Here is a 23,513-nt window from a genome sequence, read left to right as displayed (position 1 = left end):
GTCTCTCAAGAACCCACCATGGAAGGAAGGTTCATGCGTTCACAACGTGTTCTCATTCTGGATGATGAGTCCTCTCTGCGTACCGCTCTGTTCAGAGTGCTCGACAGAAAAGGTTTGAATGTCATCACTGCCAATAAAATCGAAGAAGCGAAAGCCCTTTCTCAAGGAGACACTCCTATTGATTTGGCGATCGTTGATTTGAATCTCCCAGACGGAGATGGCATCGAGTTCATGACTTACCTCAAAGCTTTGAACCCTGCTTGTGAAGTGATTATCCTGACAGGTCACGCGACTATTGAGTCTGCGATCCGCGCGACACAAAAAGGCGCCTTCCACTTTGTGACCAAGCCTTTCAATCTTGAAGAGCTGATGAGCTTGATCGAAAAAGCTCTGACTCATAAAAAACTTCAGCAAGAAAACCAACAGCTTCGTTCTGAATTAAACAAGAAATACAAATTTGATCAGATCGTAGGTTCTTCTGAACCCATTCAAAATGTTTTGCGTTTGATCGAACGTGTTGCTGATTCTGACTCAACTGTTTTGGTAACGGGCGAGTCAGGTACGGGTAAAGAGTTGATCGCTCGTGCGATTCACTACAACTCCCCTCGCGCCCAAGGTCCTTTTATTCCAATCAACTGTGGTGCGATTCCTTCGGAACTTTTGGAAAGTGAATTGTTCGGCCACATGAAAGGTGCCTTCACAGGTGCCATCGCCAACCGCATCGGTCGTTTTGAAATGGCTGACGGTGGAACGATCTTCCTGGATGAAATCGGTGACCTTGAACCTTCTTTGCAAGTGAAACTGTTGCGTGCTTTGCAAGAACGCAGCTTTGAGCCGGTGGGTTCGACGAAAACGGTATCGGTCAATGTTCGAGTGATTGCCGCAACAAATATCCACTTGGAAGAAGCTGTCGAACAAGGAAAGTTCCGTGAAGATCTTTACTATCGCTTGAATGTTATTCCCATCCACGTTCCAGCTTTGCGCGAACGTAAAAGTGATATTCCTTTGTTGTTAAACCATTTCATGGAGATCTTTAATAAAAACAAAGGTCGCGGTTTGACAGGTATTGCGGCGGACGCTTTGGATGCTTTGGGGAATTACCCATGGCCAGGAAATATTCGTGAGCTTGAAAATCTGGTTGAGCGCATGACGATCCTAAAAGGCCAAGGCACAGTTGAGATGAATGATCTTCCCGTGAAATACAAATCCATGAAGCCCGTCGCTTCTTTGGATGCGAGCCAGATGGAAATTCCTGACAGCGGGATGGACTTCAACACGGCAGTCGATAACTTCGAGAACAACCTGATCTTGAAAGCTTTGGAAAAAACGGGCTGGAATCGTAATCAAGCGGCGGCTTTGTTAAGACTGAACCGCACAACGCTGGTGGAGAAGATCAAAAAGAAAGGTCTGACTCCCCCGAACGATATTAATCCCGCAAATTTCTAATTTGCGCTACAATTTCTGATTTCCAATCTCATTCCGAGATACTCTAGCGGCGAAGAAAACCTTCGCCGCTTTTTTGTAATCAAATTTTGCCTGGAAACCCGACCTTTGCCGAGTGATAGAACTTCACTTTCCTTTTCAAAAACCGATTAGAATTTGATGCGATTTTTTCTGATTTCATTCATCATTTCAACGGCCTTGGGATTGCTTTCGTGCACCAGCGCGCAGCGGTTGCCAAGTTCGATTGTGACGGATGAAGATCGCATCGTGCGTATCCAGGAAATTGATCTGGAGCTTTCTCAATACTGGAATAATGATTGGCGCTATAGCCAAAAACTTTTTCAGGTGGCGCCGTCCAGAGTCATGACATCCAATGCTCCCCTGTTTGATCTTTCCAAAATTTCTGATCCCAAGATTCGTTCGGAGATTATGCGCTTGCAGAATGAACGTCAGTCGTTGCGAGACGCTTTGGCTTTTAAATTCGAAGCCCGCGATTGGACGGGTATCGGTCCTTGGTTCCAAAGTTCTTTCCGCCGTCCTTTGTTTGCTAAAGAGGAAATCATCAGTATTCGTGATCTGGAAGAATTTCGTTTAAATGGTAAGGCTTTGAATCCGTTTCCTTTGGAACACCGTTTTTTCGCTGAGTATTCACTGCGCTTTAAGAATGAAATGAAGACCGAGAATGGCGTGTTTGCGAAAGACAAAGACGATCGCATCAATAAGCGCTATTTGAAAGCTCGCTTGGAATGCGATGGGGATATTATTGCTCCGCCTAAGTATTTCTGGTTATCTTCCGAGCGCACGCGGGTTTATGAATTTAATTGGTATTATGCGAATGAGAATACGCAGAATGTTTCAGTGAGGTTTACTTCGAACGTGTCCCAGTGCCAGTTCCGTTACTTTGATCCGGAAAAAGCATCAGGCTGGACGAATGGTTTTCCGCTGGCAAGTCTGCGCGAGGTTTCACCGGAATGGATGAAACTCACTCAGCAGATTGATGTTTGCCCCCAGGTGGCGAATGGTTTCGGCAAAAATCCTGAAGGGTTCTTTTGGATGCAGGATTTTAACTTCAACACATGTCCCGAGACTTTTGATTCTTATACAAATTTGCGTGATCCGTATGTGGCGATGAACCGTCGGGTGATTTCTTTAACGGGTTCTACTTTGGAGCGTCGTGAATTCGATGCCAAGAATCCGATGGCTCCTTTGAGTTTTTCTAAAGCTCCGCAATTTGATATCTTGTGGGTTTCCTCTTTGAATTTCTCAGCCGATTTTTCCGGAATGGTCACAGCTCGTGCGATTCGTTATCACGCGGAGAAGGGCACGCAAGTGCGCATCTTGGTTCCGCAGGTGACTATGACTAAAAAGGACCGCGAAATCGTTTCGTGGTTGATGCGTGACCTTCCAAATGTGAAGGTTCAGTATTATAAATATTCTGTCACTGATGATGGGGATGGCACGTGGTTCGATCGCTTGCATCGCGTGAATCACACGAAGTTGCTTTTGGGATATTCTTTCCGTCAGCCTTCTGCGAATTTCTTGATCACGGGTGGTCGCAATATTCGCGATTCTTATATTTTTCCGGAAACTCCGTTTTATCGCGCTTATAAGAATTTGAAGAATTATGGCGATGGCGAAGAGCCCTACATTTACTACAACGACTTTGAAGTCGAACTGCGCGGCACCGAAATCGTTAAACACACTCTGGCACAAATGTTGAACTTCTGGAATCGCGAGCCCTCTACTCAACGTTTCCGTTCGACGAACGTGAACATCCCGGTTGTTGGCGGGACTGATTTGGTGAATCGCTTAAACCCATTGCCTGCGAAGAAGCCGTTGGTTCGACATGTGATGTCTCTTCCGTATTTTGATGGATATCAGCTCGAACGTTTTTACATCGAAATGATCGATTCCGCTCAAAAAGAATTATTGTTAACAACGCCGTACTTCCGCCCGTCTGTGGCAATCAGTGCGGCCTTGGATCGTGCGCACGCTCGCGGAGTTGCCGTGAAAGTGGTCACGCGTATTCATTTAGCGGGGGATGGCACTCCGCAAATCGCCGAAGAAGTGAACAAAGAAGGCGTCAACCGCCACCTGAAAAACGTCATGATTTATGAGTGGACCGAATCCAACTCCATTATGCACGCCAAGATTCTAGTCATCGACGGCAAACTAAGCTTCATCAGCAGCGTGAACCTGAATCGCCGAAGCTTCATCCACGACACCGAAAGCGGCGTTCTGATCCTCCACGAGGCCACAGCGACTAATCTGCGCAAAGAATTCTTCAGCTACCTAAACCGCAGCCGCCTCATAACCCTCGAAGAAAAAATCGGCTGGATCAGCGGCCAACTCATCGACTGGGCCGACTCGTACTTTTAATGCTTTCTTCCCACCTATAATAAGTTCGATAATGATCCTCCACCAATTCCGGGAGGGGGTATCGGTCATTCAGCGCATGCATCAATACTCACCTCCTCTCCACCAACGGGTATCGGTCATCAATCTCAATCACCACACACAGCGACCGCTGAATAACTCCAACCGGATATCGGCATACCTACCCCCATCTCCATCTTCTGCCTTGGGGGGGTATCGGTCACGCGTATATCATGCCCATAGTTCCCGCAACTGCTCCTCCGACAATCCCCGCAATCGAGTTTTGGAATACGGCCGCCCCCACGCCTCTGCTTCGTTTAGTTGAATATAATCCCTGACAATTCGATAAGGTTTGTAACCTTTGATCACACGCGAAAACGGACGATGCTTCCAAACTTTCTCGCCCTCATTTTTCTGATGGAAGGTATCGGTCAAGCACTGAGCAAACTGCCCCGCCACCACTCGCAAAAAACTTTGCATCGAAGACCGCCGACTACCACGCACTAAAAGATGGATGTGGTCAGTCTGTATAGAAAATTGCTCGACACGGACGAAAAATTTCCGCGAATACTTTTTCAAAAGAACGCGTAATAAATTAAAGCTGCGGGGACTTCGCAGCCCGGACCGGACGGCAGCTTTATTGATTTTAAAAACCAAATGGATCGGATCTTTGGACGACAGAGGACGAGCACCCCGCCCTTTCGAAGATCTTCTTAACGTCCCGCCATGACAGTAACGAAATCGCCAATGGGTATTGAGCTGAGAAAAGGTTTGTTGTTTCACTTGTGATCTCCCTGGAAATACCGAGTTGACCGATACCCCCGAATGACTGGTGGTATTGCAAGTTTGGAGCGTGCACGTAGGTAGGTAGATTTTGAATTCAGGGAAATTGAGTCCGAAGTTTGGAAACAGCGATCTCGGAGCGGAACGAACGAATGAATGATTGATTGATTGATCAATGCGAGATGACCGATACCCCCAACGCTTGATGGTTTTGGAAATCCTGGTGCGTGCGTGTAATTTTGCAGCACTTATCAGGAGAAGAGAGAAGAGAGAAGAGAGAAGAGAGAAGAGAGAAGAGAGAAGAGAGAAGAGAGAAAGAGAAAGAGAAAGAGAAAGAGAAAGAGAAAGAGAAAGAGAGAGAGAGAGAGAGAGAGAGAGAGAGAAAGAGCAGCGGAAGAGGGCACCGAAGGGAATCCGAAGGAACGCGAGCGAGGAGCGAGTAACTACGCGCCGAGACGGAGGCTTGACCGATGGGAGTCGTCGAAAGAAAAAACAAAACCCCAGCGGTGCTGAGGTTTGCGCGGGGAAACTATTTTGCTTTAAACAGGTGGAGCATTTCGAACATCGCGTCCATGCCTGCTAGCGCCGTGATGTCGCCGTGGTCGAAGGGGGGCGAGATTTCTACTACGTCACAGCCTACCAGGTTTGGAATTTTGAAGGCGCGGAAGATTCGTTGCACTTCGTATGTTGTCAATCCGCCTGGGACTGGTGTTCCCGTGCCTGGTGCGCAGCTTGGATCCAAGTTGTCGATGTCGTAACTGATATATGTTGGAGTGTCGTCAAATACTGGCAACGTTTTTAAGAAATCATTGATGTTTTGATTTCTGACTTCGTCGACAGTGATCACGCGGATGCCATGTTTATTCACGAAATCTAAATCTCCACCTGCTGCCAAGGGGCCGCGGATTCCGATTTGCACCATTTTTTTTGGATCCACTAAACCTTCTTCGACGGCGTGACGAGCAAAAGCTCCATGATGGTATTCACAACCCCATGCTGCTGGATAGGTGTCCAAATGCGCATCGAAATGGATGAACGCCAGGGGCTTACCGTATTTTTTTCTTAAAGCACGCAAAACTGGAAGAGTTGTCGAGTGGTCTCCGCCGACGGAAACGAATCGCTTGTTATGTTGAAGCAACTCCCCCACGAATTTTTCGATACGTTCATAAGTTTGACCTTGGTCAATTGGAACCGTCGGACAATCGCCGATGTCAGCGACCTTCAAATTTTCGAAGAAATTTTCCATGCGAGTCATGTGGAAACCACGACCCAGAGCTGAAACCTCTCTCACTTTTGTCGGAGCGAAGCGAGCGCCGGGACGATAGGAAACGCCGCCGTCATAAGGAATACCAAAGATTCCGACTTCATAGTCCGCGTCAATCGCCACATAGGGCAAACGGAAGAAGGTTTTAATCGCAGAAAATCGGGGAAATTCACGGCCGCTGAGAGGTTTGTATTCCATTATTGACTCCTCATTTATCTAGACTACATTACCGCCGATGGACTATCAACGCGACCAAAAACAATTGATTCAGTGGTACAAAAAAAATCGCCGCGCTCTTCCATGGCGGGAAAATAAAGACCCTTACAGAATTTGGCTTTCTGAAGTGATGTTGCAGCAAACCACTGTGGTCGCAGTGATCCCTTATTTCGAGAAATTTCTTAAAACCTTCCCCACTGTTCAGGACCTGGCCTCAGCTCCAGAACACGACGTTTTAGAAGCATGGGCTGGTCTAGGTTACTACTCTCGCGCACGCAATCTTCATAAGGCGGCAAAAGCACTCGCCGAAAATGGTTTTCCAAAAACGGCCGCAGAACTTTTAGAGCTTCCTGGTTTTGGACCCTATACATCTCGAGCCGTTGCAAGTATTGCCTTTGGCGAAAAAGTCGGCGTACTTGATGGCAACGTCATCCGCGTTCTTTCACGCAAATATGGCTTGAAGTTGGAGTGGTGGAATGGAAAAGCCCGCCAACAATTGCAGGATCTTTCAGATAAACTTTCTGCATTTGGAAATTCTGACTCCGTTAATCAGGGCCTGATGGAATTGGGAGCAACAGTCTGCACTCCCCAAAAAGTGATGTGCTTGATGTGTCCTTGGTCCACGGATTGTGTTGCACGCGAAAAAAACATGGTCGATAAATTACCTCTGAAAAAGCCCCGAAAACAGAGTGAAGTCTGGGTCTGGAGTCCGATTGTTTCAATCAAGAACAATAAAGTCGCATTGATAGCGAATGACTATGCTCCGTTCCTTAAAGGGCAAATGATATTTCCAGGAACGATTTCTCAAAATGATGACAAGCCCAAAGACTATGATGCTAAACACAACATCACACATCATGATATCTTCATAAAAATCGCTCAAAGAAAGAGCGTGAATGACCGAAACATCCAGTGGGTTGAGTTGAAGAATCTGAAGAAGGTCAATCCCTCCTCACTGTTACAAAAAGTACTTCACAAGGTAGAAATATGAAGCAAACGTGTATGAAGATCTTTATTTTGGGCAGCATCCTGATGGGATGCACACACAGCCCAACAAAAGATCTTTTGACCACGGACTTTCTGCTTCAAAAAGATATCAAGCAAATCACTTTTCAAGGTGATAACGAGCGCCCCCGCTTTTCTGCCAACGGCAATCGTCTGATTTACGCCAGTCGTGGACGCGGCCATCAAAAAAATCTGCAGCTTTATGAAACTGATTTGAATCGTAACAAAGAACGTCGCGTGACTTACCAGGATGGCGATGCTTTCGATCCAAGCTATATCAGCGAAATGGAAATGATTTACTCCAGTACGACGGATGAGATCAAAGAAAGCCCGTTCCTAAATAGAAATCCCAGCAAGGAATTTCCTCCGGCTGAGGTTTACATGAGCGACCGCTTCGGATCCGATATTTTGCGAGTCACAAATCAACCGGGTTATGACGGCGAAGCTTTCTTGATGCCTCACCCAACGAAGCCTTCGGTGATTTTCACTTCTCGCCGAGGCGATGTAACGGGCATTTACCAGTCTGATTTGAAATCTGGTTTCGTGTCATTGCTAGCGGCAGAGACTGGAAAAGATCGTCGCTCCCCGACGCTTTCCCCTGAAAAATCCCGCGTGGCATTTATCGAAACAAATTTAGAAACCAAGCAACAAAGTTTGCAGCTGGTTGATATTCGCACCAAACAAACGGCTCTTTTAAAATCCGATGAAGGACAGTATCGCGATTTATTCTTTGCTCCCCGTCCTCCAGCCCGATTGTTCTATAGCATTTTAAGAAAAGGCGAAAAGAAGAACCAAATCGAAGTCTATAATCTGGAAACGAAATGCACGCAGGTGGTTTTCAAAGGGACCGACTCTTTGATGTATCCTGCGGTTTCCAATGAATCTAACGAACGTGTGGCATTTACCAGAACCTTCCAGGATAAAAAACAAATCTACATCGTCGCATTGCCCGATGAAATGGGACCTTGTTTGGCAGATCCGAACGCGACAAAAATTGAACCTGCTAATGGAGTAAATTCAACCGACAGTTCGGCTGCTGCCACAACGTCGGTGGTTGCACCAGGCCCAGCTAAACCTACGCGTCGTGCGAAACGCCAACCGGTTCCTAAGCCAGCACCGGTTCAGGAACTAGCAAATCCTTTGCCCGAAAGAAAAATTATTCCGGCTCCCGCGGATGGAGCTAATGAAACAGGACAAATTCCTGTTCCATCGCAAACTCCCGCTTCAACAGCAAACAAAGAAACTGCCACTCCGGCAGTTTCGTCGACCGCTCCAGGTAATGAATCTGCCACTCCTTCGACCTCAAACCCCAGGTCTCCAGCACCTTCAAATGCTACTAAAGCAGCGCCCATTCCAGCTGATTCACCATCAGCTCAAAACATGGCGCCGTCATCGCCGCCCTTGGTAACGCCTGCAACGAGTCCAGTTTCTGCGGAAACAGCGACGCCCGCGCCTGCACCCGTGAAATAAAGACCTTTGCTCTTGCTGGGCTAGATGACCCTTGGTAACCTAAAAAGGTGAGAACGTGGTTAGCCCTTCTTTTATTAAGTCCCCTGGCAAGCTTTGCAGCGCCTTATCCTGCGACGAGCACGTCTGCACTGACGGCGCCGGAACAGGGCCTTTATTTCCTGCACAAGGGCTTTACGGTAAAAACAGATGGCAGCACGTGGCTTCCCATCGCAACTTCTGAAGACAGCCTTCTCGATACGGTTCGCTTTGCTGACAAGTCAGCACCTGATGCGGCTTCACTAAGTGTGCGCACAGACCGTGTTTCCAAAAACGCTTCCTTAGAGCTTTACACTCGCAAGTGGATGCGTGATTACCCAAGCTACGGCTTTGAAGTTTTGGCGACAAAACAATTCAATTTGAATGGCAGCCCGGCATTGATCGTGGACATGCTTTCCAGATCCAAAAACAAACAGATCCGCCAAGTCGTTTTGAAAAACGAAGACAAAGTGGCGATCATGACTTGCTTGGATAACAAAGACTCGTTCAGCAAATCACTGAAAGAGTGCAATCAAATCATCAAGACGTTCTCTTGGGTGACTCCCGAAGAGAAACCGTCTCTTAAAAAATAATTTTTTATTGAAAGACTTCTTGGCACAACGGGTGAGGCAGCCACTGACCAGGCTTACCTTTATATTCCAGTATCAAAATATCGACATAAGGCAACGAATCAGTCCCTTGTGCCTTCTGTGCCAACTGTAGAATCCGAGTTCTCTCCGAAACATCCATAGGAGTAGATCGCATTGAACTCCAAGCTACACTCGCAGTGTGAGAATTTTTAAAGCCCTCTAAAAGGACATAGCCATATTTTTCCGGATTTGAGGAGAGTTTCTCAAACAACGAATTGTAAGAAAAAAAGTTTCGCATAATCGCCGCTTTGATCGTCTCTTTAGTGAAGTTTTCCACGGAGGCTTTATCAACAACCTCCTTTGCCATATTAGATGAACCGTTTCTAATAATGAACTCCAGGGCTTTGCTGCCTTCTTCACCAGGAACCTGAATAGCTTTATAGAGGGCATCCATTTCGGCGCTCGGATTCTTTAAATTCTCTTCATTTTTCAAATCAGGAAATAATTTAAAAAACTTTTTATAACTCCATGGTCGTTCTGGAGTTGAAATCTTAATACCTTTGAAGTCGTCGGCAGTACCAACATGTATCTTAGACAATGTTTCAACATCAATGACGTTTATCCACGTGGGTGTATGACGAACAGAGATCATTGAAATCCCTTTACTCTGCAAAGCTGCCAGGGTTGGATTCCAATGAATCTTATTGTCGCTGGTAACCTTAAGCAGCATCATATCTTTAGGAAGTTCAACCACAATTGCCGTACTTCCGTAGTTAATCGAGTCCAATGGACTAGAGGAAACATAAAAGCCGCCACCAGAATTTCCGTTTAACTTCTTAAGTGCATTCAAACGTTCTTCAGAAATTTTTCCCTCAGAGTTCCATCTACTAATCTGTGAATCCGTGGCCTTTTCCCAATGGTACAAGCGTGTACCTTTCGGAACCATTTCCAGCTCACCTAATTTTAAATCGATGGCCTGGTATCGAAAGAAAACCTCAGTGACACCTGAAGAATTTTTTTCGAGAAAAATTTTATCGGCGTTAAGGATCGGTTCGTCCGCCGCAAACGCGAATGAAAAGCAAACCAAATGTAATAAGAAAAACAGCACGGCAAATTTCTTCACACGGGACTCCATTTACACTTTATAAATGCAGTTTATTTTGCAAGAGATGTGCAGACTAAAAACCGTTATGGTGAAGATAGGGATCTCAAATTGAGACACCTGAAAGGAAACGCCGAAAAATGTTAACAGCTAAGCGTTTCCTTTCAGGCAACAGTAGGAAACTCGCTCAGTTGTTATCGAATTGCCCTGGGCAATAATCCATCTCGACCGGGCAGAATACGCACTCCATGCCGCGGATGTCCTTGTTCACGCGACCGTTCTTTTGAACTTCACGGTAAAAACCTTGATCGATATTCAGGATATGTTTTAGGTCACCGTCATAACCGACAATAACGTGATCTGCTTCTTCGACAGTGTTTGCGATCACTGTCACGCGGTCGTTTTCAATCCAGTACATACTCAAAGGATGATTGTTTGGAATCGCTACGTGAATTTGGATTTTCTTACCTTCTGTGCGGCAACGAACACCGTTGTAAGCAGGATCAATGTCAGCGCGAGCGACAGAAGTCATAACCAGGGATGCTATCAAAGAGCAGATGATTGTTTTCATGCCCCGATCAAAACGACAAAACCTCTTTGTGTCAAACAAAGAGGTTTTGATGAAAACGAAAAGTTGGACTCGGCAAGTAAGGACGTACTTCGAAAAGGTACTCCCTTACTTTCACAGGTAAGTCCGTACCTTTTCAGTTAAGGCCGTACCCTATTGGAAGACTAGGTAAATCTCGGACATGGCTTTGGAGCCGCCGCAGTCCAGGGCGTTGACGTTCAGTTCGTACTGTTTGCCGACGCTGAAGTCACTTGTTAACAACAGAGTACCGATCGTCGCTGTCCCGCCGGATTCGAAGGCTTGCAATGACACATCCGCATTGTTCACTTTGATCTTACCTGTTGTTCCGATGGCAGAGTCGCCCGAGCCGAAGGCGCGGTAATTTGAAATGGCTGCTGTTGATGAAGCCAAGCGACTTCCCATCAAAACAAAGTTATCGACGAGGATTGACGTCAATGCTTGAGAAGAACCTGACAATTTCACAGAGCGCTCACCATTCAAAGTTACTTTATTTGTGAATGTGCCCAAGACATAAGGTGCTGCTACATTCGTGACAGCTAAATTGCTTGGACCACCATTCGCAGAGCTATGGTCACGAGCCACAACATTCGATAGACGTGAACCTGATGAAGGACCTGTTGCGATCTTATCGAACAACTTCGCGTAATAACAAACTCCATCCGCCGTACGTTCTGGAATCACGACGGGGAAAGATTTGATTTCAACGAAGGACTTACAAGAATACACGATACACTTACCGCCCGATTTCACTTCATTGCTTCCGCAAGTCACAGAAATCGACGCTGTTTTACTCACAGACTCACCCGCTGAATTCGTACCTTTCACTGTACAAGCCAGATCTTGAGTCACTTTAATCGAAGTCGATGTTTGAGCCACAGGCAACACACCCGACTGACCATCGGAGCATGTGTAAGCCATTGTGCTGACATTGATACCTTGAGTGATCAAACCTGCAGTGCCATTGATCGCCACTTTTTCACTCGAGAAAGCCGCCGTTAAATCCGGAGCAGGACATGCTTTATCTAAACCGATGTAACTGCCCTTTTCAGAATTCACATAACTTTCTTTACCACCCAAGCAGATATAATTGTCGTTCTTGTTGTAAACCGCATTCACGATCACAGACGAAGAAGGACAGCTTTGTGGCTCAGAAACAGTTCCATTCGGAACGGACCAAGTACTGCCGGCAGGTTTGCCGTTACAAGTTGCAGGAAGACAGGCGCCTACCGTGGAAATCAAAGCACCTTTTTGAGAGTTGCCAGTTGTCATCGCATTTCCGTTAGTACAAATTAGCTCCACATTTTTTTGATAGTTATATTTTAGATCTCCACCAAATTCACAAATGCCGTTTTCGACAATTGATTCATTGGATGGAACCCACCAAGTGGTGCCTTCTGTGCGACCAAAGCAATTTGGAACCGCTTCCTCTTCGGGAACTTGGGATGATGCTAATTCGGATTTTGAGAAGTTAGCGGCATTAGGAGCACAGTTTTGAAAGGCGATAACGAGAAGGCCCACGGCCAATATCTTATTAACATGCTTCATTTGGCAGTCCTTGGTTAAAACATTCCCTACTGGACTTTTCGGCAGATTCCGAATGAAACTTATGGTTTTTCCCTAGGAAACAAAGACTCTCTCAGAATGAGACACCCGCCTCGAACATAAGGCGGGCTAAAAGGTACGGACACACTTTCTCCCGCACCTTATTTTGTGAAACACCAACTCTAAGAAATGGGAGAAAGTGTGTCCGTACCTTTTACCGAACCTTTTAACGATTTTTTTGTAACCACTCGGCCATTGGCAAAGCGAAATATGTGAAGATGATGTCGGCACCCGCTCTGCGAATGGAATAAAGTGTTTCCACCATCGCACGTGTTTCATCAATCAAACCTGCTTTTGCGCCGTGCTTGATCAAGCCGTACTCACCGCTCACGTTGTAGGCTGCGACAGGAATCGACGTGTGTGCTTTTACTTTTGCGATCACATCTAAGTAAGATAACGCTGGTTTCACCATCACGATGTCTGCACCCTCGGCCACATCCAAATCGATTTCGCGAATCGCTTCACGCGTGTTTCTGAAATCCATTTGATAGGTTTTTTTATCACCAAATTTGGGAGCGGAATCCAAAGCTTCGCGGAACGGACCATAGAAACTGGAAGCGTATTTCACCGAGTAAGAAAGGATACCGGTATCGATCAATCCTTCTGCATCAAGAGCTTCACGAATTGCACCCACTCGGCCATCCATCATGTCTGATGGTGACACAATATCAGCACCTGACTTCGCATGAAGCACGCTCATTTTCGCGAGAATCTCTACCGTTTCATCGTTCAAGATGAGACCGTTTTTCACTAAGCCATCATGTCCATCCGAGGAGTAGGGATCGAGTGCGACGTCAGTGATCAGCGTCACATCAGGAAACTTGTCGCGAATTTTCTTCAGGGTTGTGGGCATTAAACCATTCGGGTTCAACGACTCCTTCCCGGTTGGATCTTTTTTGGTTTCTGGCAAAGCTGGGAATAGGTCAAAACTTTTCACTCCCAGTGAAACCGCTCGAGAAACCTCATCTAGAATTAAATCGGGGCTCATACGGAAAATGCCTGGCATTGAGGCAATTTCTTGTTTCTGCCCCGTGCCTTCAACCAGGAACAATGGGAGCACTAATTGCGATGGGCGGAGATCAGTTTCGGCAACCATTTGTCGCACAGCTTCAGTGCGTCTGTTTCTTCTGGGCCTCTGTGTCAACTTCATATAGAACCTCGCTTCGGATGTCAGATGCCGTCTCACTATGGGAAAGCAGCGTTAATGACATTTCAATGACACTTTAATGAAAGTTTAGTGATAAACCTAATAATCAAGATGGAAGATATACTTCTCGTTCACAGAAAATCTAGTAAAAACTTTGCAGAGTCTCTGCAAGATGCAGCCGTGTGGAAGACATGTCTTCGTCAGATTTTATTTTGCCGTGAAGACGAAGTAAATTCAATGCTGGATGTCTTGGAAGCCGACGATCAAATTCTTCGCGGCGAAAAAGCTTTCAGTCTTCTTCTTGAAATTCTTTGTGGTCTCCATTCCCCGATCGTGGGTGAAACTGAAGTCTTCGGTCAATTCCGTAACTTCATCGAATCTCGTAAAGCCGCAGGCGACACTTTGTTTGGCGACAACCAGAAATGGCTGAACTTCGTCATGCAGGAAGTGAAACGCACTCGCGCGGAACACTTGGTGGGAATTGGTTCACAAAGTTATGGCAGCCTTCTGCGCCGCTATTCCAAGGATATGGATTCCGTGACTCTTTGCGGATCTGGACAATTGGCGCAAGAAATTCTTCCATGGCTGGCACACAAAAAATCCGTTCAAGTTCTTTGCCGTGAATGCACAAAGATGCGCAGCTTCGCAGAGAAATACGATAATTTGACTATTTCTAACTACAACGAAGCTTACGTTCATGGAGAGGCAATGGTTATTGCTGCGCCTCTTTCTGATGCACGCATCTTGGAATTGATCAGCAGACAGGATACTCGTCCTCATGTAATTTACGATCTGCGCGGCGAAGAAAACAATCTTGCAGCGATGATCGCGAGTCAGTTCCCTCACGTGACTCTCATGACCCTTCAACAGTTCTTTGCCGAAATCGAAGAGACCAAAAAGGACCGCCAAACAAAGATCGAGCAGATCCGCACGTTCTTGTTTGAAAAAGCCTTGGCCTTCGCACAAAGAACGGAGCTTCGTCCACTTGGGTGGGACGATATATGCGCTTAAAGATTTCCGCGAGAAAAAGTGATTTGGCCCGCCTCCAGGCCTATATGGTTGGCGAAATTCTAAAAGAAAAAAATCCGGGGCTGGAAATCGAATTCAAGTTCAAGGAATCTCTGGGTGATATCAACCTGACAACTCCCCTGTGGCAAATTCCTGAAAAAGGCGTCTTCACTGAAGACTTCTTTGGCGAGTTGATCCGTGGTGAAACCGATATGGTGGTTCACTCCTGGAAAGATCTTCCAACCGAAACTAAATCAGAGACTGTGATTGCGGCGACACTTCCTCGCGCCGATCAACGTGATTTGTTGCTGGTTAAAAAATCTCACTTTGAAAAACTGCGCACGACTAAAAAAATGAACGTGTTCAGTTCCTCGCCTCGTCGCGAATACAATCTGACAAATTTCTTTAAAGAACATCTTCCGTTCAACTTGGAATCCGTCAAGTTTGAAAGCGTGCGTGGAAATATCCCGACACGTATTCGCAAACTCTTGGAAGCGCAAGAAACAGACGGTTTGATCGTTGCGAAAGCCGCTTTGGACCGCTTGTTGACTGCGAAAGAGCCTGAATTCAAAGAGGTTCAAGGTTTATTGCGCTCGTATTTGGATCAGGTTGAATTTGCCGCTCTTCCTTTGAGCATCAATCCGAATGCAGCTGCTCAGGGTGCTTTGGCGGTTGAGATCAAAGCGGATCGTGCAGATCTTAAAGAGCTGCTTGCGAAAATCGACAATCCAACAACGTTCCAATGCGCTCAAAAAGAGCGTGATATCCTGGCGAGCTTCGGTGGCGGTTGCCATCAAAAAATCGGCGTGGCTGTCCTGTCCCGTCCTTATGGTGAAATCACCATCCTTAAAGGCCTGACTGACGGTGGAACTGTTTTAGATAAGCGTGAACTGAAACCTTCCGTGGTTTCTCCAAAGTTTTCTGCAGATCAAATGTGGTCTTCAGACGTTCGCGCAGAAAGAAAAGTATTGAACGACTGGAAGATTCCGACTGGAACAAACGCTTTGTATGTTTCCCGTTCTGAATCTTGGCCGGAATCTTTGAAATTCGATCAATTCATTTGGACAGCAGGAACTCGCACTTGGAAAGCCATGGCGCAAAAAGGTGTTTGGGTTCATGGTTGCTCTGAAGGCTTAGGCGAGCAAGAAGAATCCCGCATCGATATCTTGGCGGGTAAATCTTTGGCGTGGGCAAAACTAACTCACGACACGGGTTACGAAGAAGGCGCACGCCAAATGCCTTTGGTTGCGACATACACATTGGGCGAGCAAAACAATGCAACGCCTGTGACTGGCAAAGAATGCTTCTTCTGGAGCAGTGGCAGTCAATTCCTACATACAGCTAAAAAACATCCTGAAGTTCTTGGTAAGTACCACGCTTGTGGTCCCGGCAATACTTTCAAAATCATCCGTCAGTATCTGCAAGAACAAGGTCAATTTGAAGAATCAAAATTAAATATCTATCTGGATCAAGAAAACTGGAGACAGCAATGCACAAAGTAACTTCTGAAGAACTTTTTCAACGCGCCCTTAAAGTCGCACCAGGCGGAGTTCACTCCCCGGTTCGTTCTTTTAAAGGTTTGGATCGTGCTCCTGTTTTCTTTAAACAAGCTGAAGGTGCTTTCCTGACTTCTGTGGAAGACAAAAAGTACATCGACTTCTGCCAAAGCTTTGGACCCTTGATCCTGGGTCACCGTGACGCTGAAGTAGCTGAAGAAGTTCACCGCATGGTCGACACAGCTTGGACTTTCGGGGCGACTGAAATTTACTCTCTTGAACTTGCCGAGTGGATCACTTCAACTCTTCCATTCATGCAAAAACTTCGTTTCGTATCTTCTGGTACAGAAGCGGTTATGTCTGCATTGCGCGTAGCCCGTGCGGCGACAGGTCGTAGCAAAATCTTGAAATTCGAAGGTTGCTATCACGGTCACGTTGATAACTTGCTTGTAAAAGCGGGTTCGGGCCTAGCAGGTGCAGCGGCTTCTTCTTCTGCGGGTATTTCTGCTGAAGTAGCAAACACGACTGTTGTGGCTCCATTGGATGACGAAGCAAAGTTGGCTGAAGTCTTTGCAGCTCAAGGCAAAGACATCGCAGCTGTGATCATCGAACCACTTCCAGCAAACTATGGTCTTTTAATTCAACGCCAAGAATTCCTGCAAAAAGTGTCAGAGCTTTGCAAAAAGAACGGCTCTTTGTTGATCTTTGACGAAGTGATCTCTGGTTTCCGTGTGGGTCTAGCCGGCATGGTGGAAAAAACTGGCATCACTCCGGATCTAGTGACTTACGGTAAAATCATCGGTGGTGGCTTCCCTGTGGGTTGCTACGGTGGTCGCGCGGAACTGATGAACATGGTCGCTCCAAGCGGCGATGTTTACCAAGCTGGTACTTTATCAGCGAACCCTATCGGTATGCGCGCGGGTCTTGTGACTCTTAAAAAAATGCAGCGCCTTGATGGTTGGAACGTTCTTGAAAAACGCACTCAGAAATTCGTTCAAGCTTTGCGTGATGGTTTCGCTAAAAAAGGTTTGCCGTTGAAAGTTGAACAACACTCTTCGCTTTTCTGGATCCACGGCGATACTAGCGGCAAAACAATCCGTACAATCGAGCAAATCCCAGCAAACCAAGGTGCAACATTCAAAGGTTTGTTCCTGAAAGCTTTGGACAAAGGTGTTTATTTGGCACCGAATGCTTACGAAGTTGGATTTGTTTCTATGGCTCACACAGATGAATTGTTGGCTGAAGCTGCAAACATCATCGTGGGTTCTGCGGAGTAATCGAGAATGATTAAAAACTTCCTCAAGTCACATTTGAAAACCGTGCTCGCGATCATCTGGTTCGTGTTCACGTTTGCGCTTGTGGCTTGGTGGTGGGTCTTTTTCTTGATGGAGCTTGAAGGAGCCCGTCAGCATCGCATGATCGCCTGGGAAGGGTCGATTCTTTTGGGATCCATCTTAATCGGTGGTATTTCACTTATAGTTTTCACTTTCCGCGACAAACAACGCCACGATCGGTTGCGTTTCTTTTTCTCGACTTTCAGTCATGATATCAAAACTTCAATTGCCCGTTTAAGACTGCAAGCTGAAGTTTTGGAGGAAGACTTGCAAGGTAACAGCCCGCCTGTGATGAAGCGCCTGATCGCAGACATCCAAAGACTGGATCTGCAACTTGAAAACTCTTTGCTCCTGGCCAACCTTGAAGTCAGCCCCCTTCTGCACGAAGAAATGTCATTGAGCCAATTGATGGCGAACCTTCGCAGCGAATTCGCAGATCTTTCTGTTGAGCTTGAACGTGACGCCAAAATTTCTGGTGACCGCCGAGCATTGATGAGTGTGGTTCGCAATCTTCTGCAAAATTCTGTTCTTCATGGTAAAGCCACCACTGTCCGCATTCGTGTGCGCGCTTTGAACAGCAACCGTCTTGAAGTTATCTTCGAAGACGATGGCTTGGGCTTTAAAGGCGAAACGAACAAACTGGGTTCGGAACTTTTAAATTCCAAAGACTCCCGCGGCAATGGCATTGGACTTTTGATTACCAAACGTCTGATGGAAAAAATGCGTGGAGATATTAAGTTCGAATCCACTGAAAATGCTGGTTTTAAATCCGTCCTCCACACGGAGGGTCATCTATGATGAGAAAAATCCTTTTAGTCGAAGATGATTTGTCATTAGGTGAAACGCTGACGGAACGCCTGCGCAAGGACTATGAAGTCTCGTGGGGCAAAAGCGTTGCGGAAGCCTGGGCCCTGTTCAGTAAAAACAAAGATTTTGATTTGGTTATCCTGGATGTGGGTCTTCCTGACGGCACGGGCTTTGAGCTCGCTGCTAAAATGAAGAAGCTTTCTCCGGTTCTATTTTTATTCCTGACGGCTCAAGCAGATGCGGAATCCCGACTGCAAGGCTTTGAATTGGGTGCCTCCGAATACATCCCTAAACCTTTCCACCTTAAAGAGCTGTTAATCCGCGTGAAAAACGTTTTGGATTCCCACGCTCCATTGAAGGAAGTGCAACTCACTTCCTGCGTGATTAATTTCACCAACATGTCTGTGCGCAAGAACTCGGGTCAAATCGAGTACCCTGCTGTGACGGACATGAAAATTCTGCAGTTATTAATTGATAAAGCACCCCGTGTCTTAAGTCGTGATGAAATCATGAATGAAATCTGGGGTGTCGATAAAAATCCAAGCCACCGTACGATTGATAATATTATCGTTCGTTTGCGCCATCTATTGGGCGAAGACGGCGATGCACACATTCGTTCTGTGCGCGGCATCGGCTACCAATGGTCCACGGAGGAAACACCCGCATGAACACTCTTTTTCACAACGCTCTTCAAAGAAAAGCTCAAAACGTTCCTCCCATCTGGTTCATGCGTCAGGCCGGTCGTTACCATCAGCACTATCAAGGCATGAGAAAGAAAAACTCTTTCGAAGAGCTTTGCAAAACTCCAGAATTGGCAGCAGAAGTGGCTCGCGGTCCTGTGGCTGAATTTGATTTCGACGTCTCGATCCTATTCTCTGACATCCTATTCCCATTGGAAGCTTTGGGTATGGGTTTGAAATACACGGATGCTCACGGCCCCCAATTAGGCTTTAAGTTAAATCCTGAAACGATCGGTCAGTTGGGCGAGGTGGCTCCGGCGATTGAATTCATGAAATTCCAAAAAGAAGCTGTGATCGCAACTCGCGAAGTGCTTCCTAAAGACAAAAGTTTGATCGGCTTCGTTGGCGGTCCTTGGACGTTGTTCGTATACGGTGTTGAAGGTTCCCACGCAGGCTCTTTGATTCAATCAAAAGTCTTGATCAATATGTTCCCGAAATTCTTGGAAAAAATGCTTCCGCTTTTGAAAGCCAACATCCAACTTCAATTGGATGGCGGTGTTGAGCTGGTGATGATCTTTGATACAGCGGCGGGGGAAGTGTCTCCATTGTTCTTTAAAGAATGGATCCAACCTGTGATCTCGGTTCTTGCCAAAGAATTCCCGGGCAAAATTGGTTACTATTCCAAAGGCACTCAACCGACATTCTTTAATAAAGAATTCACAGAACTTCCATGGGCTGGACAAGGTTTCGATCACCGTTGCTACATCCCTGATTGCTTTAAAGTTCAAAATAAAGGGTTCGTTCAAGGGAACTTCGACCAAAGCTTGTTGTTCATGGAAGACGGCGACTTTAAAAAAGCCGTGGCAAACTTCCTGGCACCGATGAAGGAGATGTCACCGGAAGCACGTGCGGGTTGGGTTTGCGGCTTGGGCCACGGAGTTCTTCCGAAAACTCCAGAAAAGAACGTCAAACTCTTCATCGAGACAGTCCGTGAGGTGCTTTCATGATGATTAAAAATCTTTTAGCAAAATACGACGTCCCGGCTCCACGCTATACGTCTTACCCAACGGTTCCATACTGGGAAACAAATCCAACGCGCGAGCAATGGGTTTCCCACTTGAACACGACTTTGAAAAAAGGCGATGGCGGTTGGTCTTTGTACATCCATATCCCTTTCTGCGAAACGCTTTGTACTTTCTGTGGTTGCAACAACATCATCACGAAAAGCCACACGAAAGAGTCTCCTTATGTGGATATGCTTTTGAAAGAATGGCACCTTTACACTCAACAAGTGCCAGAGCTTTTGAAATCTCCGTTGAAGCACATCCATTTAGGTGGTGGAACTCCGACATTTCTTTCTTCTGAGTCTTTGTTGCGCCTTCTGACTCCGATCGTGAACGATTGCAACCTGGATAAAGAGCATTTCGAGGGTTCCATCGAGGTGGATCCGCGTCGTACAACTCCAGAACAATTGAAAGCTTTGCGCACGTTGGGTTTTAACCGTGTGAGCATGGGTGTTCAAGACTTCAACCCTGAAGTGCAACGTCTGGTGAATCGTATTCAGCCTTTGGAAATCACAGCCAACCTTTCAGACGAAGCCCGTAAATTGGGTTATACGTCCGTTAACTTTGACTTGATCTATGGTTTGGCGAAACAAACAGCTGAATCAATCCGCGAAACTGCGGAAGCGACCGTGAAGCTTCGCCCGGATCGCATTGCCCTGTATAGCTTTGCCCTGGTTCCTTGGATCAAACCTGCACAACGTCTTTTCAAAGACGAAGATCTTCCAAAAGCGGCTGAAAAGCGTGAGCTTTATGAAATCGCTCGTGGCATCTTGATCAAAGCTGGTTACGTGGAAGTCGGGATGGATCACTTTGCACTTCCTACCGACAACCTAAGCATCGCGATGGACGAAAAACGCCTGCATCGTAACTTTATGGGTTACACGGATCAAAGAACTGATGTTCTTTTGGGCTTGGGTGTTTCTTCCATCTCTGAAACTCCATTCAGCTTCCATCAAAACGAAAAAGTTCTACCGCTGTACGAGCAAGCTTTGAATGACGGTTTATTGCCAACAATGCGTGGTCATATTCTGACTGATGAAGACCAAGTTCGTCGTCGCCAGATTTTGAAACTGATGACGGAATTTGAAGTGGAATTCTTAAGCGACGAGCAAGAGCAAGGTGCAAAAGAATTCCTGGCAGAGATGATCAAAGACGAACTTTTGGTGATCAAGGACCACAAGCTGGTTGTTCTGGAAGCGGGTCGCCCGTTCTTACGTAACGCCTGCGTGTACTTTGATGAACGCTTGAAGGTCAAACAACCTCAAACTAAAATTTTCTCCTCATCTATATGAAAAAGATCACGGTGGTCGGAGCTGGCTTTGCGGGATTAACAGTCGCGCTGAAGCTGGCCCAAAAAGGATTCGCAGTCGAAATTCACGAAAAGTCCTCTCGTGTGGGTGGACTGTTGGGAACCGATTATTCCGAACATGGAATGGCGGAACGTGCCGCTAATTCTTTGATCCTTTCCAACCGCTCTGAACAGCTTTTTCAAGATATCGGACTAAAACCTGCGCTTCCTTTAGAATCTTCTAAGAAGCGTTTTATCTTTCGCGGATTTCCTAAATCAGTTCCGTTAAATCCTTTGGAAATTCTGGCTGTCGCATTCAAAGTCGTTCCCCGGGTGCTTTTTGCCAAAGCAAGTTTGAAACCCAAAGCTCTAGAAACTCTAGAAGCTTGGGGTCTTCGTCGTTTGGGGAAAGCGCCGACTCGTTTTCTGTTGGGACCTGCGATGCAAGGAATATATGCCAACGAGCCTCAAGACTTGAGCGCCTCCCTGATCATTGGACCTTTGTTCAACAAAGACCGTGAAAAATTCCGCGGCATGATGACGGGCGCGAATGGCATGCAGGATTTAGTGAACCATCTGCAACAAGCTTTAGAAAAGCTGGGTGTGAAAATTCATTTAAACTCCAACGTGGATATTGCGAGCATTCAAGGCCCTGTGGTTTTGGCAGCTTCTGCATCGGCTGCGACGGAGCTTTTAAAGTCTTATGCACCTGAAGTTTCAGCGCTGCTGGCTCGCGTGCGTATGTCGTCATTAATCAGCACGACCGTTTTCTTTGATAAAGCACAGACAAAATTCAAAGGCTTCGGCTGCTTAATTCCGCGCGGTTTAAATTTGCGAACATTGGGCGTTCTGATGCCACCTTATATTTTTGCTGGCAGAGATAAAACTTATAACGAAACTTGGATCATGGGTGGTAATAACAATCAGGATTTAATCAGCCTGACTGATAAAGAATTGCTGAACTTGATCGGAACAGAAAGAAAACGTTTGTTTAAACGCCAAGACAGTGTCCTGGATGCCAGGATCAACCGTTGGGATCGTGCTTTACCTATGTACGACCTGGAACTTGAAAAAGTCCAAAATGAACTGGCGCAGATGAAGTTACCTGCGGGTCTATTCCTGCACGGAAATTATCTTTCCGGTATTGGTTTAAGTAAAATCCTGGAGCGCAGTGAACGCCTCAGTGAAGAGATTGCGAGTCAACATGTCTAAAACAGGTGTTTTACTTTTAAATATCGGCAGTCCCCGCACTTACGAAGTACCTGACGTTAAAAGATATTTGAAGCACTTTCTGATGGACAAGGAAGTGATCAATCTGCCGTTCATTTTCCGTTGGCCCTTAGTTAATCTTTTGATTGTTCCTAAGCGGGGTCCAATCTCTGCAGGAAACTATAAAAAGATCTGGCTCGAAAATGGCTCCCCTTTAACAGTGTATACCAATCAATTTGCAGAAAAACTGCAGCAAGAATTGGGCGAGAAATACCTGGTCAAAGTGGGTATGCGCTATTCGGATCCTGATATTCCCTCTGCACTGAAAGCTCTTGCTGAAGCTGGAATCGAAAATATTTTATTAGCCCCGATGTATCCGCAATACGCCGATGCGACGACGGGGTCATCGGTTCGTGAAGTTCAGCGCCAAATCTCGAAATTGAAACTGAACTTCAAAGTGAAAAGCATCCGAGATTTTTACCAGCACCCTGCCTTTGTGGATCCCAGCGTGGAAATCGCGCAAGAATTCCTGAAAGGCAAAGAAGTCACTCATTACCTCTTCTCTTTTCACGGATTGCCCGAAAGTCACGTGAAAGTAAATGCGGGCTGCTTAGTCACGCCTGACTGCTGCGTAAAACCCGGCGCCTGCGATAAGCCTTGTTACCGCGCCCAATGCTTGGCGACGGCAACCTCAATGGCGGCAAAGATGGGACTTTCCAAAGAACAGTGGAGCTTGTCCTATCAGTCTCGCTTGGGTCGTGCGGAATGGCTTAAGCCCTCGACAGAAGAAACGATTGCAAAACTTGCTGATAAAAAAAGCATTGCTGTCCTATGTCCCTCTTTCGTTGCTGATTGCATCGAGACCTTGGAAGAAATCGGCATTGGTGGAGAGGAAACTTTCCATCACGCTGGCGGCAAAGACTATCACTTGGTTCCTTGCGTGAATGTGAATCCCAACTGGGTCTCAAAGTTTGCTCGCTTCGTAGAATCTCAAGGTTGATACATTACTCTATTTTGACCCGCTG

The 23,513-nt window shown here is 46.3% G+C and carries 21 protein-coding genes; 15 read left to right on the top strand and 6 right to left on the bottom strand.

What is annotated here, in order from left to right:
• Window positions 1-33 precede the first annotated feature (33 nt).
• Together ACLSU7_RS14225 and ACLSU7_RS14220 are read left to right on the top strand one after the other, a co-directional pair.
• Window positions 34-1,446: a sigma-54-dependent transcriptional regulator gene (locus ACLSU7_RS14225; RefSeq protein WP_413292558.1), complete on the top strand. Its 1,413-nt coding sequence runs from the start codon at window positions 34-36 to the stop codon at window positions 1,444-1,446.
• A 156-nt stretch (window positions 1,447-1,602) separates the two neighbouring features.
• Window positions 1,603-3,822 (top strand): phospholipase D-like domain-containing protein, encoded by a 2,220-nt coding sequence (locus tag ACLSU7_RS14220; RefSeq protein ID WP_413292557.1) that lies wholly within the window; start codon window positions 1,603-1,605, stop codon window positions 3,820-3,822.
• A gap of 228 nt (window positions 3,823-4,050) precedes the next feature.
• On the opposite strand, the gene ACLSU7_RS14215 is transcribed toward ACLSU7_RS14220, so the two are convergent.
• Window positions 4,051-4,602, bottom strand: coding sequence for a transposase (locus tag ACLSU7_RS14215; RefSeq protein WP_413292556.1), 552 nt, complete (start codon window positions 4,600-4,602; stop codon window positions 4,051-4,053).
• Between the two features lie 227 nt (window positions 4,603-4,829).
• Here ACLSU7_RS14215 and ACLSU7_RS14210 point away from each other — a divergent pair, with 227 nt between their 5' ends.
• Window positions 4,830-5,045: a hypothetical protein gene (locus ACLSU7_RS14210; protein ID WP_413292555.1), complete on the top strand. Its 216-nt coding sequence runs from the start codon at window positions 4,830-4,832 to the stop codon at window positions 5,043-5,045.
• 86 nt (window positions 5,046-5,131) lie between these two features.
• On the opposite strand, the gene speB is transcribed toward ACLSU7_RS14210, so the two are convergent.
• Window positions 5,132-6,064 (bottom strand): agmatinase, encoded by a 933-nt coding sequence (gene speB, locus ACLSU7_RS14205; protein ID WP_413292554.1) that lies wholly within the window; start codon window positions 6,062-6,064, stop codon window positions 5,132-5,134.
• 37 nt (window positions 6,065-6,101) lie between these two features.
• Between speB and ACLSU7_RS14200 the strand changes: the two genes are divergently transcribed.
• Genes ACLSU7_RS14200 through ACLSU7_RS14190 form a run of 3 tightly spaced genes read left to right on the top strand, consistent with a single transcriptional unit; the run spans window position 6,102 to window position 9,165 of the window.
• Window positions 6,102-7,073 (top strand): A/G-specific adenine glycosylase, encoded by a 972-nt coding sequence (locus ACLSU7_RS14200; RefSeq protein ID WP_413292553.1) that lies wholly within the window; start codon window positions 6,102-6,104, stop codon window positions 7,071-7,073.
• Window positions 7,074-7,084: 11 nt separating this feature from the next.
• The gene (locus tag ACLSU7_RS14195) at window positions 7,085-8,557 is read left to right on the top strand and encodes a hypothetical protein (protein ID WP_413292552.1); all 1,473 of its coding nucleotides are present in this window, start codon (window positions 7,085-7,087) and stop codon (window positions 8,555-8,557) included.
• A 47-nt stretch (window positions 8,558-8,604) separates the two neighbouring features.
• Entirely contained in the window at window positions 8,605-9,165 is a 561-nt protein-coding gene (locus tag ACLSU7_RS14190) for a hypothetical protein (protein WP_413292551.1), read from the top strand.
• A gap of 4 nt (window positions 9,166-9,169) precedes the next feature.
• On the opposite strand, the gene ACLSU7_RS14185 is transcribed toward ACLSU7_RS14190, so the two are convergent.
• The 4 genes from ACLSU7_RS14185 to hemB form a co-directional block, all read right to left on the bottom strand.
• Window positions 9,170-10,285 (bottom strand): hypothetical protein, encoded by a 1,116-nt coding sequence (locus ACLSU7_RS14185; protein WP_413292550.1) that lies wholly within the window; start codon window positions 10,283-10,285, stop codon window positions 9,170-9,172.
• A 166-nt stretch (window positions 10,286-10,451) separates the two neighbouring features.
• Window positions 10,452-10,835: a hypothetical protein gene (locus ACLSU7_RS14180; RefSeq protein WP_413292549.1), complete on the bottom strand. Its 384-nt coding sequence runs from the start codon at window positions 10,833-10,835 to the stop codon at window positions 10,452-10,454.
• A gap of 150 nt (window positions 10,836-10,985) precedes the next feature.
• Entirely contained in the window at window positions 10,986-12,398 is a 1,413-nt protein-coding gene (locus ACLSU7_RS14175) for a hypothetical protein (RefSeq protein ID WP_413292548.1), read from the bottom strand.
• 223 nt (window positions 12,399-12,621) lie between these two features.
• Window positions 12,622-13,551, bottom strand: coding sequence for a porphobilinogen synthase (gene hemB / locus ACLSU7_RS14170; protein ID WP_413292546.1), 930 nt, complete (start codon window positions 13,549-13,551; stop codon window positions 12,622-12,624).
• 162 nt (window positions 13,552-13,713) lie between these two features.
• On the opposite strand from hemB, the gene ACLSU7_RS14165 reads away from it, so the two are divergent.
• From ACLSU7_RS14165 to hemH, 9 genes are read left to right on the top strand one after another with little or no spacing between them, the layout of a single operon-like run.
• Window positions 13,714-14,613, top strand: a complete 900-nt coding sequence (locus ACLSU7_RS14165) for a hypothetical protein (protein ID WP_413292545.1) — start codon at window positions 13,714-13,716, stop codon at window positions 14,611-14,613.
• A complete protein-coding gene (locus ACLSU7_RS14160; RefSeq protein WP_413292544.1) occupies window positions 14,604-16,112 on the top strand; it encodes a hydroxymethylbilane synthase in 1,509 nt (502 codons plus the stop codon). The genes ACLSU7_RS14165 and ACLSU7_RS14160 overlap by 10 nt, the downstream gene beginning before the upstream one ends.
• Complete coding sequence (locus ACLSU7_RS14155; protein ID WP_413292543.1) at window positions 16,100-17,383, top strand: glutamate-1-semialdehyde 2,1-aminomutase; 1,284 nt, start codon at window positions 16,100-16,102, stop codon at window positions 17,381-17,383. The genes ACLSU7_RS14160 and ACLSU7_RS14155 overlap by 13 nt, the downstream gene beginning before the upstream one ends.
• Window positions 17,384-17,389: 6 nt before the next feature.
• Window positions 17,390-18,238 carry a sensor histidine kinase gene (locus ACLSU7_RS14150; protein WP_413292542.1) on the top strand — a complete coding sequence of 283 codons (849 nt, stop codon included), beginning with the start codon at window positions 17,390-17,392 and terminating at the stop codon, window positions 18,236-18,238.
• Window positions 18,235-18,915 carry a response regulator transcription factor gene (locus tag ACLSU7_RS14145; RefSeq protein WP_413292541.1) on the top strand — a complete coding sequence of 227 codons (681 nt, stop codon included), beginning with the start codon at window positions 18,235-18,237 and terminating at the stop codon, window positions 18,913-18,915. Before ACLSU7_RS14150 ends, ACLSU7_RS14145 begins: the two co-directional genes overlap by 4 nt.
• Window positions 18,912-19,934 (top strand): uroporphyrinogen decarboxylase family protein, encoded by a 1,023-nt coding sequence (locus ACLSU7_RS14140; protein ID WP_413292540.1) that lies wholly within the window; start codon window positions 18,912-18,914, stop codon window positions 19,932-19,934. The genes ACLSU7_RS14145 and ACLSU7_RS14140 overlap by 4 nt, the downstream gene beginning before the upstream one ends.
• Window positions 19,934-21,283: an oxygen-independent coproporphyrinogen III oxidase gene (hemN, locus tag ACLSU7_RS14135; RefSeq protein WP_413295425.1), complete on the top strand. Its 1,350-nt coding sequence runs from the start codon at window positions 19,934-19,936 to the stop codon at window positions 21,281-21,283. The genes ACLSU7_RS14140 and hemN overlap by 1 nt, the downstream gene beginning before the upstream one ends.
• Window positions 21,280-22,491, top strand: coding sequence for a protoporphyrinogen/coproporphyrinogen oxidase (locus ACLSU7_RS14130; protein WP_413292539.1), 1,212 nt, complete (start codon window positions 21,280-21,282; stop codon window positions 22,489-22,491). The genes hemN and ACLSU7_RS14130 overlap by 4 nt, the downstream gene beginning before the upstream one ends.
• Window positions 22,484-23,488 (top strand): ferrochelatase, encoded by a 1,005-nt coding sequence (gene hemH / locus ACLSU7_RS14125; RefSeq protein WP_413292538.1) that lies wholly within the window; start codon window positions 22,484-22,486, stop codon window positions 23,486-23,488. Before ACLSU7_RS14130 ends, hemH begins: the two co-directional genes overlap by 8 nt.
• Window positions 23,489-23,513: the final 25 nt, after the last annotated feature.

Source organism: Bdellovibrio sp. HCB185ZH, assembly GCF_047302455.1.
Classification (GTDB): Bacteria; Bdellovibrionota; Bdellovibrionia; order Bdellovibrionales; family Bdellovibrionaceae; genus Bdellovibrio.
The sequence above is the reverse complement of the archived record's forward strand: the minus strand, read 5'-3'. Positions and strand labels throughout refer to the sequence as shown.

Bases quoted from the DNA above. Each gene is read 5' to 3' on its own strand.
- ACLSU7_RS14180 (WP_413292549.1), bottom strand. From the start codon at position 10,835: ATGAAAACAATCATCTGCTCTTTGATAGCATCCCTGGTTATGACTTCT.
- hemN (WP_413295425.1), top strand. From the start codon at position 19,934: ATGATTAAAAATCTTTTAGCAAAATACGACGTCCCGGCTCCACGCTAT.
- ACLSU7_RS14130 (WP_413292539.1), top strand. From the start codon at position 21,280: ATGAAAAAGATCACGGTGGTCGGAGCTGGCTTTGCGGGATTAACAGTC.
- ACLSU7_RS14150 (WP_413292542.1), top strand. From the start codon at position 17,390: ATGATTAAAAACTTCCTCAAGTCACATTTGAAAACCGTGCTCGCGATC.
- ACLSU7_RS14200 (WP_413292553.1), top strand. From the start codon at position 6,102: ATGGACTATCAACGCGACCAAAAACAATTGATTCAGTGGTACAAAAAA.
- ACLSU7_RS14155 (WP_413292543.1), top strand. From the start codon at position 16,100: ATGCACAAAGTAACTTCTGAAGAACTTTTTCAACGCGCCCTTAAAGTC.
- speB (WP_413292554.1), bottom strand. From the start codon at position 6,064: ATGGAATACAAACCTCTCAGCGGCCGTGAATTTCCCCGATTTTCTGCG.
- ACLSU7_RS14175 (WP_413292548.1), bottom strand. From the start codon at position 12,398: ATGAAGCATGTTAATAAGATATTGGCCGTGGGCCTTCTCGTTATCGCC.
- hemH (WP_413292538.1), top strand. From the start codon at position 22,484: ATGTCTAAAACAGGTGTTTTACTTTTAAATATCGGCAGTCCCCGCACT.
- ACLSU7_RS14195 (WP_413292552.1), top strand. From the start codon at position 7,085: ATGAAGATCTTTATTTTGGGCAGCATCCTGATGGGATGCACACACAGC.
- ACLSU7_RS14220 (WP_413292557.1), top strand. From the start codon at position 1,603: ATGCGATTTTTTCTGATTTCATTCATCATTTCAACGGCCTTGGGATTG.
- ACLSU7_RS14140 (WP_413292540.1), top strand. From the start codon at position 18,912: ATGAACACTCTTTTTCACAACGCTCTTCAAAGAAAAGCTCAAAACGTT.
- hemB (WP_413292546.1), bottom strand. From the start codon at position 13,551: ATGGTTGCCGAAACTGATCTCCGCCCATCGCAATTAGTGCTCCCATTG.
- ACLSU7_RS14145 (WP_413292541.1), top strand. From the start codon at position 18,235: ATGATGAGAAAAATCCTTTTAGTCGAAGATGATTTGTCATTAGGTGAA.
- ACLSU7_RS14165 (WP_413292545.1), top strand. From the start codon at position 13,714: ATGGAAGATATACTTCTCGTTCACAGAAAATCTAGTAAAAACTTTGCA.
- ACLSU7_RS14160 (WP_413292544.1), top strand. From the start codon at position 14,604: ATGCGCTTAAAGATTTCCGCGAGAAAAAGTGATTTGGCCCGCCTCCAG.
- ACLSU7_RS14225 (WP_413292558.1), top strand. From the start codon at position 34: ATGCGTTCACAACGTGTTCTCATTCTGGATGATGAGTCCTCTCTGCGT.